Consider the following 14329-nt stretch of genomic DNA (forward strand, 5'->3'; position numbering starts at 1 on the left):
TGCAGCGTGGCGCCGCTGGCGATGTTGACTTCGCTGCTTGCCGCAATCGCGTTGGTGGCCACCAGATCGAGGGTCGCACCGCTCTCGACGAACACCTGGCCTGTCAGTTCGGCGGCGGCGTTCAGCGCAACGGTGCCGCCGGTGGCCACGAAATCGCCGGCTCCTGTGAGTATGGCGTCGACGGAGGTACTGGCGCTTGGTAATTCAGCCGAGCTCAGCGGCTGCACCGTCAGCACGCCGCCGGCAGCGATGTTGATCCGGCCCGGTGTGCCTTCACTGGCGGCACCGGCGATGGTCTGATGACTGCTGGCGATGTCGAGCGTGCCATCCGTGCCGATGACGGGAAACACGGAAGCCGGCAGCGCCCCGTCCTGCGTGATCTGCAGGGTGCCCGAATACACCGTCAGGCTGGCGAGGCTGTCACCGACGCGACCGCTCAGCACCTGGGTGCCGGCTCCGTCGTAGGCAAGGCTGATCGCATCGCCGGTGATGTCACCGCTGAAGACTGCCGTGCCGGCGTCGACGGCGAGTTCCAGCTGACTGTTGGCGGCGGCCACCGTGCCGGCGCCGGTCAGCGAATGCAGCACCTGAATGGTGTCCGTCATGTCGAGGGTGGCGCCGCTGGCGATGTTGACTTCGCTGCTTGCCGCAATCGCGTTGGTGGCCACCAGATCGAGGGTCGCACCGCTCTCGACGAACACCTGGCCTGTCAGTTCGGCGGCGGCGTTCAGCGCAACGGTGCCGCCGGTGGCCACGAAATCGCCGGCTCCCGTGAGTATGGCGTCGACGGAGGTGCTGGTGCCCGGTAGCTCGGCCGAGCTCAGCGGCTGTACCGTCAGCACGCCGCCGGCAGCGATGTTGATCCGGCCCGGTGTGCCTTCACTGGCGGCGCCGGCGATGGTCTGATGACTGCTGGCGATGTCGAGCGTGCCATCCGTACCGATGACGGGAAACACGGAAGCCGGCAGCGCCCCGTCCTGCGTGATCTGCAGGGTGCCCGAATACACCGTCAGGCTGGCGAGGCTGTCACCGACGCGACCGCTCAGCACCTGGGTGCCGGCTCCGTCGTAGGCAAGGCTGATCGCATCGCCGGTGATGTCACCGCTGAAGACTGCCGTGCCGGCGTCGACGGCGAGTTCCAGCTGACTGTTGGCGGCGGCCACCGTGCCGGCGCCGGTCAGCGAATGCAGCACCTGAATGGTGTCCGTCATGTCGAGGGTGGCGCCGCTGGCAACATTGACATTGCTTGCTGACGCTACGGCGCCGGCCGTTGCCAGGATCAGCGTGCCGCTGTCGACCAGCAGCGCGCCAGTCAGGGCGAATGGCGAGACTTCGCCATCTCCGAGCGTCAGGTTGCCGGCAACGCGCAGGGAGCCGCTGCCACTCAGCGTCAGCCGCTGGTCAAAGCCGATGCCTTCACTGCCCTCGACCAGTGACAGCAGGCCGTCGACCAGCACGGAGCCACTGCCGTAGAGGGCGGAGAACGTGTTGCTGCCACTGCCGAGCGAGAGGGTCGCACCGGCCGCGATCGTCGCGCCCGGAGCGCCCACCAGTGAATCATTGCCGGTAATGGCCAGCGTGCCCGCCTGGACATTCAGATAGCCGAACGCCGACAGATCGCTGCCGGACAGCGTCAGCGTGTAGGGGCCGGTTTTCTGCAAGGTGGTGAAGCCCGAGCCGCTGATCGCTCCGCTGTAGGTCGAATCGGCATCGGCGTTGACCAGCGCGAGGTCGAGACCCGGGTTGTTCAGCACACCGACGCCGGACAACTGGTTCAGCGTCTGATGGCTGGCGCCGAGGTCGATGGTGCCGTTGGCGGTGACACTGCCTGCTGAGCTGATCGCGTCGGCGGCCGTCAGCGTCAGCGTGGTGCCGAAATCGACGACGAGTGCACCGGTCAGCGTGAAATTGCTGCCGAGGCTGACGTCGCCCGCCAATTGCAGCGTACCGCTGCCCGACAGGTGCAGGTTGCTGTCCAGGGCCCCGACCGTGAGCACGCTGTCGGCGATCACGTTACCGTCGCCGCTCAGCGCGCTGAACGTCTGCACACTGCTGAGTTGCAATGTGCCACTGCTGGCGATGGTGGCGGTGACCGCCGGAGACAGGGAACTGTCAGCGGTGATCGCCAGTGTGCCGTCTTCGACATCGAGGCTCGTCAGCGCACTGAGATCGCTGCCGGACAGGGTCAGCTGGCCGCTGCCGGTTTTCAGCAGGGCCGTGGTCTGGATGCCATAAGCCGTGATTGAACCGCTGAATTCGGTGTCGCCGGTGCTGTTGTCGAGGGTGAGCACGGGGGGCGGGCTGGAGAAGCTGTAACTGTAAAGGGTGCCGCCGCCACTCAGCTGATGCAGGGTTTGGTCGAGGCCGTTCAGATTGAGCCAGCCGTTGACTTCAACGCTGTCGGCGTTTAGCAGAGCATCCGCAATGGTCAGGTCGAGCGAGCCGGACACCTGCACGTTGCCTGTGAAGCTCAATGAGCGTGAAAGCGTCGCGTACTGAAAATCCAGTGTGCCGACACCGGTGATGTCGGTCTGCACCGGCGCCGGTGTGCTGCTGCCATTGATGTAAAGCACGCCTTCGCCGATGTGGACGGTGCCGGCGCCGGCACTGGTCAGTCCCGACACCGTTTGGGTCGTGGCGCCGATGTCGAGTATGGCGCCGGGGCCGATCTGCACCGTCGCGGGGGAGTCGATGGCGTAGTCGCTGCCGAGCGTCAGCGTACCCTGACTGACCATGACGGCGCCGGTGCCGGGGTCGGTGCCGGTGATCGTGCCGCTGAAGAGCAGCGTGCCGGTGCCGGATTTGGCGAATACGCCACCATTGCTGACCGTGATCGCGGCGGCCAGCGCGCTGTCGCTCGAACCGGTGTCCACCGTCAGCGAGCTGCCATCGATGACGAGCGGGCTCACCGGCGTCAGGTTCCAAACCGCCGCGCCGGTAGTCCCCGTGTACGACAGGGTATTGGCCGTGCCGGAGTTCAGGGTGATGCTGTTGTTGAACGTATACAGGCCGGCCTCGACGAAGCCCAGCGTACCGTTGGCGAACGTCAAACTGCCCAGCGCGTCGAGCCCGGTCTGGCTGCTCACCGTCATATCGGTGCTGAGCAGCGTATCGGCCAGGGTGAATCCGGGCACTGCCCAGGCGAGCGCTCCACAAAGAGGATATAAAGGATAGTGGTACCTTCGCAGGCGCGATGTTTGCGGTATCTGAATCACAGCCATTCCCCCTGAGCGACGCTGGATTGTGTCGGAATGTAAATCTGAATGCTGCATGCCATCCAGATGCGTACGCCTGCTGTGCCTGACGCGCGCAGTGGGTGATGTGGTATCAATCCGCCCCGCATGCTCCACGCCCGAGTTCCGAGATGATTTTTTCCAGCCTGTTTCGCCGTACGCCGTCTTTGCAGCATCGCGATGCCGGCGTGCGCCTGAAGGCGCTGCGCACGCTCGCCGATGACGATCCCCGTCTGCTGAGCCTCGCAAGCGACGACGCCGATCCGGCGGTGCGCCGTGCGGCCATCGAACGTTTGAACGATCCGCTGATCCTGCTTGAGCGTCTGCGACAGGAGCGTGACGCCATGCTGCGCGAGGTCCTTGGCCTGCGCCTGCGCGCGGTGCTCGCCGGACGCGTCGAGCCGGCGCTGACGCTGGAGCAGCGGATTGCACTGCTGGCTGAATCGGCGTTGCCGGCCGAGGTGATGGTCTATCTCGCCAGCGAGGCGCGCGAATCGGCCCTGCGCCTCGTGGCCCTGCGGCGTGTCGATGACGATGCCCGTCTGCTGACCATCGCATTGAACGATCAGGTGGCCGAGGTGCGTGTCAGCGCAGCGGAGCGTATTGCCGATGCGGAGATACTGGAAACACTGGCGCGCTCCAGCCGCGGCCGCGACAAGCGCGTACACCGACTGAGCAGCACGCGTCTGGAGGCGCTGCGTGCGGCGGCGGCGGCGCGGGCGCATGCCGGGGCGCTGTGTGCCGAGCTGGAAGCGCTGCAGCAGGCCGACAGTGTCGATGCCCAGGCGGCGGCGCGGGTCGCGGCGCTGGATCTGGAGTGGACGCAGGCTGCGGATGCCACGTTGCAGGAGCGTTGGAGTCAGGCACGCGCGCTGATCGAGCCGCCTCTGGTCGAGTACCGCGAGCGCGCTGGCGCCATCGCCCGTCTCGCGCGTGAAGCCGAAGCCCTGCAGGCGCGTTGCCAAGCCCTCGAACCGCTCGACGATGCCAGCACGCTGAGCGCCGAGCTGCAGCGCATCCTCGCGGCGCTCGACACGCTGCAGGCCAGCGAAACCCGTACGCGTGATCTCCTGGCCGACGTGTACGGCAGCCTGCAGCATCAGCAGCACGAGCACGAGGCGTATACGGCCCGGGAGCGCCTGCTGGCCGCCTGCGAAGCTGATGACGGCGGCAGCGCTGAAGCCTATGCCGAACGCTGGCGACAGCTGACACCGCCGCAGGACGCCCGTCTGCAGGCGCGTCAGGATCAGCGTTTTGCGGCCTGCCTGGCTGCGGCGCGGGCACGTGCCAGCCGCCCGGCTCATCCGCACACGCCCGCCAGCAGGCCGCCGGTGCAGGCCGGGGGGGCACTGGACACGTTGTTGCAGGATATCGACGCGGCGCTGGAGGCTGGCGAGCTGCAGCTCGCCGAGACGCGAGTGCACGAGGCTCAGGCCCTGCTCAGGGAACAACCGCAGCGGCGCGCCGAACAGCGGCTGCGTATGGCTGTCGCCCGCCTCGGTGAATTACGCGACTGGGCGCGCTGGGGCAGTCGGCAGGCGCGCGAGCAGCTCTGCGAAGAGGCCGATACCCTCGCACAGACCGAGCTCGCTGCCGATCAGCAGGCCAACGAGCGTGCGCGTCAGGTCAAATCCCTGCGCGAGCGCTGGCGGCAGCTGGATGCCGCCGGGGCGGCGCCGCGCGCCGTCTGGGAGCGCTTCGATGCCGCCTGTGAGCGTGCTTACGCACCGGCCCGCACCGCGTTCGCGGCGGCCGCGGAGCAGCGCAAGACGCATCTTGCCGAGCGCCAGGCCCTGCTCGCCGAGCTGAGTGCGCTTGATTCTGCGACCGACTGGCAGGCCGCCGACTGGAAGCAGCTTGAATCACACTATCGCGAGCTGCTGGCACGCTGGCGGGCCGCCGGCGCGGTGGCTCGCGAGGACTACCTGGCACTCGACGCGGCGTGGCGCAGCGCTCAGCAGGTCATTGGCCGTCGCCTCGATGGTGAACGCGAGCGCGAACGGTCGCGCCGCCAGGCGCTGATCGATCAGTTGCAGCAGCTCGCCGACGGCGATCTCGGCACGGCGATCACCGCGGCCCGCGAGGCACAGGCCGCCTGGACGCCGAGTCTGCGGCTGCGCCGGCGCGAGGAACAGGCGCTGTGGGAAGCGCTGCGTGAAAGCTGCGATCGTATCTTCCAGCGACGCGAGGCCGGGCGGCGGGTCGCCCGCGAGCAGCGGGCCGAGACCACGGCCGCCGCGCTGGCCGTGTGCGAGGCCCTCGAAGCACTGGCTGCGCAGCCGCCGGTATCGACGGCGGCCGCCGGCCAGCTGCGGGCTGAGGCCGAGTCTCTGGCGGTGCGCTTTGCCGAGCTCGACGGGTTGCCTCACGATGCGCGAACGGCTTTGACACAGCGTTTCGAAGCGGCGCAGGCCGATGTCGAGTCCCAGATCGATCTGGCGCAGCGTCGGACCTGCCGCCAGGCGGTGCATGCGCTGGCGGAGAAGGCCGCGCTGTGCGCGCGGCTGGAGCAGATGGCGCTGGAGGCGACCCCGGATGCGGCGGAGATCGCCGGCGTGGGCGAGGAGTGGCAGGCGCTCGATGCTCTGCCGGCCGAGCTCGAACAGCGCATCGGCGCCCGCTATCGGGCCGCGCAACAGATCCTTGAGGACGGGAGCATCGACGGGCTGATGGCACGTCTGGCTCAGGGCAACGCCGCTCGCCGCCAGCTGTGCATCGAGCTCGAAATCCTCGCCGGTATCGAGCCGCCGGCGGAGGATGCTGAGGCGCATCTCAGTCGCAAGGTCGAGCGTCTGTCGGCGACGATGAACGGTGAGCCGCTCGCCGATGCAGAGTCGGTGATCCGCGACTGGTACTGCACCGCGGCCACCGCCGATCCGGCGCTCGACGCCCGCTTTGCGATTGCGCTGGTGGCGCTCGGCCAGGCCTGAGCTCGTCCGCTGTCAGGCGCCCGGGCGGTCACGCAGCATCAGCACTGGGCGAAGTAATTCTGCAGGTACCGGGCGAAGTCGAGCTCATCGGCGGCTTCGATCGCCGCCTGCTCGCCGATCGAGCGCTCGGCGAGTGCGCGGAATTCGACGTCGCGGGCCCGTGGCAGCGGGCGTCGGCACAGGCTTCTGGCATGCGCTTCGGCAAGCCGCCAGCCGTAGTCGAAGAAGCCCGATTCGCTGCGCGCCATCTCGCGCAGCACGCGTGCCGACGGCGTCAGTTCAGGATTGGCGAGCTTGGCGCGCTGCAGCTGCAGCGCGTGGGCGTAGGGCTGGTCATCGTGGCCGCTGTCGAGAACCTCGCAGATCGGCTGCAGGGCATCGAGGACGGCGGCGGCCCAGTCCTGCAGGCTGATGTCGCGGCCGAGGCGGCGCAGCAGCAGGCCGGGTTCGCGGCCGCTGTTGGCGACGAGTTCGAGGTTGGTGTTGAGGTCGAGGCGTTCCTGCATGCCGATGCGCGGGCTGTCTTCCAGCGCGCAGAACGCCAGCAGGGCTTCGGCGAAATACATGGCTTCGAGGCTGACGCCGCAGGGTTCGAACGGATCGACATCCAGTGAGCGCAGCTCGACGTAGCGCACGCCGCGTCTGGCCAGTGCGCAGATCACTTTCTCGTTGCCGATCGGCGGCTGCTTCGGCCGCATCGTGCTGTAGTACTCGTTCTCGATCTGCAGGATGTTGGCGTTGAGCTGCCGCCATTCGCCGTCGACGCAGACACCGATGTCCTCGTATTGCGGGCACGGTGTATTGATCGCCCGGCTGAGGCTGCGGATGTAGCTTTCGAGGTTGTCGTAGCTGACGTTGACGCCGCAGGTTTTTTCCTTCTTGTTCTGGTAGCCGATGCGGCTCATGCGCAGCGAGGTGGCAAACGGCCGGTAGAGGCTGCCGTCGTCCCATTCGTCCAGATCGCTGGGCCGGCCTGCCAGGAACGAGCGGCACACCGCCGGCGAGGCACCGAACAGGTAGGGGATCAGCCAGCCGACGCGCTGCAGGTTGCGGGCGAGGCGGAAATAGCCGTCGGAGACGAAGGCCGGCAGGGCGATCTGGCTGCCGTCGAGGTCGCGCAGCAGGGGCCACAGCGCTTCAGGCAGCGAGAAATTGAAATGCACGCCGGCGATCACCTGCATCACCTTGCCGTAGCGATGGCCGAGGCCGACGCGGTAGACGTGCTTCATCCGCCCGGCGTTCGACTGGCCGTAACAGGCGATCGGAATACCGGCTTCTCCGTCGACGACGCAGGGCATCGAGCCTGACCACAGGCGCTCGTCGCCGAGCCGGGGCAGCACGAAGCGATGGATCTCATCGAGCCAGCGCAGGCAGTCGGCGGCCTGGGCCTGCGGCGGGGTGACGAATTCGAGCAGGGCCTCGGAGTAGTCGGTCGTGATCCACGGGTGGGTCAGCGCCGAACCGAGGGCTGCCGGATGTGGCGTCTGTGCGATGTGGCCGTCCGCCGCCACGCGCAGCGCTTCGCGCTCAAGGCCCTTGAGCCCGCCCTGCAGGGCTTGCGGTCCGGCGGCATCGAGCAGGCGATTCAGGCGGGTGCGGAAGGATCGGTACACGTCGTTTCTCTCAATGCGAAGCCGGGGGACGGGCCGCGGCAAAGGCGCGCATCATAGCGCGAGCCGCCCATCGGGCCGTGCATAAGGCCCATGCACGCGGCGGCAGTTGCGCGGGCCAACGCGTCAATGTGCTTGCTGCCAGCACTACCAGATCGCTACAATTTTATTGCTTGCGCCTGATAATTCTGGGCTTTTCACGATTCGGTACGGAAAACCGACGTGCTGCCCGAGGTCAGGCGGATTGAGCACCATTGCTATCCTTCTCGTCTCTCGGAACGTAACGACATGAGCCAAGCACAGCAGGATCTGGTTTTGCAGGACTGGAAGAACCGTCAGGAAATTGCCGAGGAAATGCTGCCGCTGATCGGCAAGCTGTACCGCGATCGCGGCATTGTCTTGCGGGTATACGGTCGCCCGATCGTGCACAGTTCCACCATCGACATCCTTAAGGCCCATCGTTACGTCCGTTACCACGAAGGCGTCGAACTCGACATCGCCGACACCTACGCGGTGATCAAGACGCTGTGCACGCTCGATCTGGCCCCGGCCCGTCTCGACGTCGGCAAGCTTGCCTTCGATTACAAGAAAGCCGCTGGCGGCGTGACGCTGAACGACTTCCTCGGCGACCAGCTCGGCGGGATCATCGGCGAGAACGCGCAGAAGGAGCTGGAGCCGCGCGACGTCGTGCTGTTCGGTTTCGGCCGCATCGGCCGCCTGCTCGCCCGTCTGCTGATCGAGCGCACCGGCTCCGGCAACAAGCTGCGCCTGCGCGCGATCGTCGTGCGCAAGGGCAAGGGCGCCGACCTGCAGAAGCGCGCCAGCCTGCTGCGCCGCGACTCGGTGCACGGCCCGTTCAACGGCGCGATCACCGTCGATGAAGAAAACAACGCGATCATCGCCAACGGCAACTTCATCAAGGTCATCTACGCCGATCAGCCGGGCGTGGTCGATCTGACCGCCTACGGCATCAAAGACGCGCTGATCGTCGACAACACCGGCAAGTGGGGCGATCTGGAAGGTCTCGGCCAGCACCTCAAGGGACCGGGCGCGAAGAAGGTTCTGCTCACGGCGCCGTCGAAGGGCGAGGGCATCAAGAACATCGTCTACGGCGTCAATCACGGCACCATCGGCGATGACGACCTGATCGTCTCGGCAGCGTCCTGCACCACCAACGCGATCACGCCGGTGCTCAAGGCGCTCAACGACGAGTACGGCATCGAGAACGGCCACGTCGAAACCGTTCATTCGTACACCAACGATCAGAACCTGATCGACAACTATCACAAGTCGGAGCGCCGCGGCCGCGCCGCGCCGCTGAACATGGTCATCACCTCCACCGGTGCGGCCAAGGCCGTTGCCAAGGCACTGCCGGAGCTCAAGGGCAAGCTCACCGGCAACGCCATCCGCGTGCCGACGCCGGACGTCTCGTTGGCCATCCTGTCGCTGAATCTGAAGAGCGTGGTCAGCAAGGACGAGGTCAACGACTTCCTGCGCAAGACCTCGCTGCACAGTGAGCTGTCCGAGCAGATCGACTACACGGCCTCGACTGAAATCGTCTCGACGGACATCGTCGGTTCGCGTCATGCTTGCGTGGTCGATTCGCAGGCGACCATCGCCACCGACAATCGTGTCGTGCTCTACGTGTGGTACGACAATGAGTTCGGCTACAGCTGCCAGGTCGTGCGGGTGATGCAGGAAATGGTCGGCATCTGCCTGCCGAACCTGCCGTTCTGATCGATCAGCATCGATGCACGAAAAACCGGCCCGTGCGGCCGGTTTTTTTATGGGGGTTTCACGGGGCTGAGCTTATCGGCAGGATTCTGTGACGGATGTGGCTGCCGGCGTTGAACCGCTGCCGCCGGCGGTTGTCGCCGCGCCCGTTAAAGCGCCCTGTGGAATAATGCCCCGCCTCACGTTCCCACGGAGGCCTGTCATGCCGCAGATCATCACCGGTGCCTATCCCTCAGTTCGTCCCCGCCGCCTGCGTCGCGACGATTTCACGCGCCGCATGGTGCGCGAGACCGTGCTGACGGTCGACGATCTGATCCAGCCGCTGTTCGTCATCGAGGGAAAGGGGCGCCGCGAGGCGGTGGCTTCGATGCCGGGCGTCGAGCGTGTCACCATCGATCAGCTGCTGCGCGAGGGCGAGCGGCTGGCGGAGCTCGGCGTGCCGGCCGTGGCATTGTTTCCGGTGACGGCACCGGAGGCCAAGTCGCTCGATGCGGCCAGCGCCTATGATCCCGAGGGCTTGGCGCAGCGCGCGGTGCGGGCGCTCAAGCGCGAATTCCCGCAGCTCGGCGTCATCACTGACGTTGCGCTCGACCCCTACACCAGCCACGGCCAGGATGGTCTGCTCGACGACAGTGGCTACGTCCTCAACGAAGAAACGGTCGAAGTGCTGGTCAAGCAGGCGCTGTCACATGCCGATGCCGGCGTCGATATCGTTGCGCCGAGCGACATGATGGACGGGCGTATCGGGGCGATCCGCGCGGCGCTGGAAGCCGCCGGCCACATCCACACGCGCATCCTTGCCTACTCGGCGAAGTACGCCAGTGCCTTCTACGGTCCGTTCCGCGATGCCGTCGGCTCGGCCGGTGCGCTCGGCAAGGGCAACAAGTACAGCTATCAGATGGACCCGGCGAACTCCGACGAGGCTCTGCGCGAAGTGGCGCTCGATCTCGCCGAGGGGGCGGACATGGTCATGGTCAAGCCGGGCATGCCCTACCTCGACATCGTGCGCCGGGTGAAGCAGGAGCTGGCCGTGCCGACCTTCGTTTATCAGGTCAGTGGTGAGTACGCGATGCTGATGGCGGCGGTGCAGAACGGCTGGCTCGGCGATGCCGTCATCGAGGAGTCGCTGGTCTGCATCAAGCGCGCCGGCGCCGACGGCATCCTCACCTACTTTGCCGGGCGCATGGCGGCGGCGCTGAAGATGCGGGCGCGCTGATGCGCTGGGGGCTGTGGCTGGCAGCGCTGGCGCTGGCGCTGGTGGCGGCGATCGGTCTCGTCGGGCAGTTCGCCGGCGAGCGGCCGACCGCCGCCGGAACGAACCTGCCGTGGCAGAGCGACGTCGATGCACAGGGCCGGGTGTCGGTGTTCGGCTTTACGCTGGGCTCGACGACGCTGGGCGAGGTGCTGCCGCGGCTGGGCAGCGCCGTCGAACTGGCGATCTTCATTCAGCCCGACGGCCAGCGCACGCTGGAGGCGTATTTCCGCGAGGTCGAGCTCGGTGGCCTGACGGCCAAGCTGATCCTGCAGCTGCAGGCGTCACCGGAAACGTTCGAGACCTTGCTCACGCATGCCGATCCGAAGTCGGCCAAGCCGCAACCGTCGGGGGCGATGCAGGTGACGCCGTCGCCGCAGGATGACCACGTACTGCTCGGCCTGCCGGTCGCCGGTATTACCTATGCGCCCTCGGCACGGCTCGATATGGACACGTTGCGCCAGCGTTTCGGTGAGCCCGAACAGCGGCGTGTGCAGGGGGAGGAGGGCGAGCACTGGCTGTATCCGGCGCGCGGTATCGACATTTGGCGGGCAGCGAGCGGTAAAACCGTGCTGCAGTATGTCAATCCGGCAGATTTCGCCCGCCTGCAGGCCTCTGGCGCCGCGTCGATACATTGAATGTTTTAGAAAAATCGTTTGTTGATATGGCGTGCTGTGTAGATCGACTGTTCTGGTCGACAGCTAGGCTGTTAAACACTGTCACCCTCGGCAAACGCCGCGTTTAACCGACATATGATGCAAATCACAGGGAAGCCAATCCTCCTCCGGGGCGGACTTTCTGGGGAGCAGGATGAGCGGTCGAGCCCCGTTCCTCCTGGCGGTGTTGGCAGTATTGGGCGTGAGCTCACAGGATGAGAGCGCAGCGCCAAGTCGGTGAAGGCGGTTATGAACATTCAAGATCGTTGCAGTATTCGTTCGCTGCGTGGTTTCACGCTCATCGAGCTGATGGTGACCCTCAGTGTGCTGGCGATCCTGACGACGCTGGGCGTGCCCTCGTTCATGGCCACCATTCGTGATAACCGGCTGGCCACGACTGCCAATGAGATGCTCACGGATCTCGCCTATGCTCGCAGCGAAGCCGTGACGCGTGGCGGCAGCGCAAGCCTCTGCGCCAGCAGTGATGGCAGCCACTGCGCCACCAGCGGCAATTGGGAGCAGGGCTGGATCGTGTTTGCCGACAGCAATGGTGACGGTGTCGTCGATTCCGGCGACAGCGTGCTGCGCATTCACTCTGCACTGGCCGAGCCGCTCACCCTGCGTGCCGCGGCCGACTCGGCGATCCAGCGCAAAATCACTTTTGATGGCATGGGCCTGGCGCGCCGCAGTGCGGGACAGCTGAGTCTGTGTCAGGACAACGATGCAGAGCAGGGACGAGTCATCGATGTGGTTGCCGGTGGCAGTGCCATGGTGATGGCTCCGGGGACGGGATTCTCCTGCGAGTGAGGTTTGTGATGAGCTCGGGACAACGAGCTGAAGGATCGAGCCTGATCGAGGTGCTGGTGTCGATCGTGGTCGCCAGCGTCGGCCTGCTCGGTCTCGCCGCTCTGCATCTGCACGGCTTGCGTGTCGGGCAGACGGCTTATCAGCACGGCCAGGCGGTACTGCTGGCCGATGACATCCTCGAACGCATGCGTGCCAATGCCAACGTTGCCGCCGCCTACGTGGTGGACTTCGGCAGTGTCAGCGCCTCGACGCAGTGCGAGCAGGGCCCCAGCGACAGCAGTCCGCCGGCGGCGTGCTCGGAAAACGCAATGGCCACGTTCGACAAAGCGAGCTGGAAGAGCTCGCTGGCATCGAGCCTGCCGTCCGGCGACGGCAAGGTGACAGCAGTCGGTGCCCATGCCTACAGCGTGACGGTCTGCTGGGATGCCACGCATGCATCCGGCGAAACACTGACAGGAACTTGCGGTGCCACGGAGAGCAGCGGATGGTCGACTTTCACGATGACCTCGGAACTCTGAAGTCGAGTCTGCGGCGCGCAGCAGGATTCACGCTCGTCGAATTCATGATTTCGTCGGCGCTCGGATTGGTGATCGTCGCCGGCGTACTGGCGTTGTTCATCGCCAATCGCGCCACCTACCGCCAGCAGGAGGCCTGGGGGCAGCTGCAGGAGAATGCCCGCGTCGTATTCGAGCTGATGAGCCGGGACGGCCGGCTGGCCGGATTCATGGGCTGCGCATCGGCCCAGCCATTCAGTGCACTCAATGCCACAAGTGACTACACGCTGGCGTTTTCGTCCGGAGCGATCGCTGATGGCGTCAATGCCAGCGGTGTAACCTGGTCGCCGGCGCTGCCGAGTGGCTATCCGACGATCTACAAAGGCACCGATACGCTCAACTTCCGCATGGCCTTGGCGGACAGTCTGGTGCGTATCACCACGCATGACATCTCCAGCGCAACGATGACCATCGACGGCGGTTCCGGGCTGCACGATGGCGATATTGCGCTGGCTTACACGCAGAGCTGCGGCCGCGCCGCCATTTTCCAGGTGGTCAGCACGAGTGCGGATGATCCGGGCAGTACGTCTTCAGGCAGCGATACCGTCGTGCATGACACCTCCGCCGGTAGTCCGGGCAACGCGACCAAGTGTCTGGTGTATTCGACCGCGGCCAGCTGCCCGGCGACCGGGAACTTCACCGATGGCTGGATCGGTCGTCTGCTGACAGTCAGCTACTACATCGCTGCCGGGAGCACCGGGCGTCCTTCTCTGTACCGTCGGGAAGGCAGCGATACCCCGATGGAGCTGATACGCAACGTCGATGACCTGCAAGTGCTCTACGGCGTGCGTGAATCGGGCGGTGACTATGCGGCGCGTTACATGACCGCGGCGGCCGTCGCCAGCGGTGATCGCTGGAGTGATGTGGTGAGCCTGCGTGTGGCGCTGACGCTGGAGAGCGTCGATGACCACATCGTCGATACCGCACAGAGCTACACGCTGGACGGCGTCGCCAGTAGCGATCACCGGCTGCGCCGCACCTTCAGCTCGACCATCGCCATCCGGAACCGCCTGCCATGAGACGCTGCCCGCCCCGTACCGAACGCGGTGTCGTGCTGATCATCACGCTGATCATCCTCGTCGTCGCTTCGCTGATCGCGTTGTCGGCACAGCGCAACGTGGCGCTCGAAGAACGCATGGCCGGCAACATGCTCGATCGCAATCTGGCGTTCCAGGCGGCCGAAGCGGCGCTGCGTGTCGGTGAAGCGGCCGTTTCGAGCAATACCCTGTACGCCAGCGCGCCGGGTTGCGCCGCGACGGCAACCAGTTGCACCGACGGTTATTACGCAGCCGGCGCGGCGGACGACGTCCCGGTCTGGAAGCACATCAACTGGACCGCCGCCAACAGCGTTGCGGCACCCCTGAGCGTGCCCAGCGGCAGCGTCGATCTGCTGCAGGCCAACCCGCGCTACATCGTTGAACAGCTGGATGCCAGCACCCGCACCTTCCGCGTCACTGCCCGGGCGACCGGTGGTACGGCGGCGAGCGTGGTTGTGGTGCAGTCGGTCTACGTGCCGAAATGAGCCGCGCCGCGCACGCGCGAAGGAGAGAGAG

General features: G+C 66.1%; 10 protein-coding genes. 8 read left to right on the forward strand and 2 right to left on the reverse strand.

Features of this window, described 5'->3' with window-relative positions:
• Positions 1 to 3350: beta strand repeat-containing protein (locus C7443_RS09475; RefSeq protein WP_170123564.1), on the reverse strand; the 3350-nt coding region annotated here is incomplete at its 3' end.
• A 14-nt stretch (positions 3351 to 3364) separates the two neighbouring features.
• On the opposite strand from C7443_RS09475, the gene C7443_RS09480 reads away from it, so the two are divergent.
• Positions 3365 to 6163 (forward strand): DUF349 domain-containing protein, encoded by a 2799-nt coding sequence (locus tag C7443_RS09480; RefSeq protein WP_110018373.1) that lies wholly within the window; start codon positions 3365 to 3367, stop codon positions 6161 to 6163.
• 38 nt (positions 6164 to 6201) lie between these two features.
• Here the strand turns inward: C7443_RS09480 and gshA are convergent, their stop codons facing one another.
• Entirely contained in the window at positions 6202 to 7776 is a 1575-nt protein-coding gene (gene gshA / locus C7443_RS09485) for a glutamate--cysteine ligase (protein ID WP_110018374.1), read from the reverse strand.
• Positions 7777 to 8061: 285 nt separating this feature from the next.
• On the opposite strand from gshA, the gene C7443_RS09490 reads away from it, so the two are divergent.
• From C7443_RS09490 to C7443_RS09520, 7 genes are all read left to right on the forward strand, one after another.
• Entirely contained in the window at positions 8062 to 9510 is a 1449-nt protein-coding gene (locus C7443_RS09490; RefSeq protein WP_110018375.1) for a glyceraldehyde-3-phosphate dehydrogenase, read from the forward strand.
• Positions 9511 to 9709: 199 nt separating this feature from the next.
• On the forward strand, positions 9710 to 10723 hold the full coding sequence (gene hemB / locus C7443_RS09495) for a porphobilinogen synthase (RefSeq protein WP_110018376.1): 1014 nt from the start codon (positions 9710 to 9712) through the stop codon (positions 10721 to 10723).
• Complete coding sequence (locus C7443_RS09500; protein ID WP_110018377.1) at positions 10723 to 11397, forward strand: hypothetical protein; 675 nt, start codon at positions 10723 to 10725, stop codon at positions 11395 to 11397. The genes hemB and C7443_RS09500 overlap by 1 nt, the downstream gene beginning before the upstream one ends.
• Before the next feature lie 267 nt (positions 11398 to 11664).
• Positions 11665 to 12222 carry a GspH/FimT family pseudopilin gene (locus C7443_RS09505; protein ID WP_110018649.1) on the forward strand — a complete coding sequence of 186 codons (558 nt, stop codon included), beginning with the start codon at positions 11665 to 11667 and terminating at the stop codon, positions 12220 to 12222.
• Positions 12223 to 12230: 8 nt separating this feature from the next.
• The gene (gene pilV / locus C7443_RS09510) at positions 12231 to 12740 is read left to right on the forward strand and encodes a type IV pilus modification protein PilV (RefSeq protein WP_110018378.1); all 510 of its coding nucleotides are present in this window, start codon (positions 12231 to 12233) and stop codon (positions 12738 to 12740) included.
• The gene (locus C7443_RS09515) at positions 12707 to 13795 is read left to right on the forward strand and encodes a PilW family protein (protein WP_110018379.1); all 1089 of its coding nucleotides are present in this window, start codon (positions 12707 to 12709) and stop codon (positions 13793 to 13795) included. The genes pilV and C7443_RS09515 overlap by 34 nt, the downstream gene beginning before the upstream one ends.
• Positions 13792 to 14298 (forward strand): pilus assembly PilX family protein, encoded by a 507-nt coding sequence (locus C7443_RS09520; RefSeq protein WP_110018380.1) that lies wholly within the window; start codon positions 13792 to 13794, stop codon positions 14296 to 14298. The genes C7443_RS09515 and C7443_RS09520 overlap by 4 nt, the downstream gene beginning before the upstream one ends.
• The last annotated feature ends 31 nt before the right edge of the window (positions 14299 to 14329 follow it).

This window comes from Plasticicumulans acidivorans, from assembly GCF_003182095.1.
GTDB lineage: Bacteria > Pseudomonadota > Gammaproteobacteria > Competibacterales > Competibacteraceae > Plasticicumulans > Plasticicumulans acidivorans.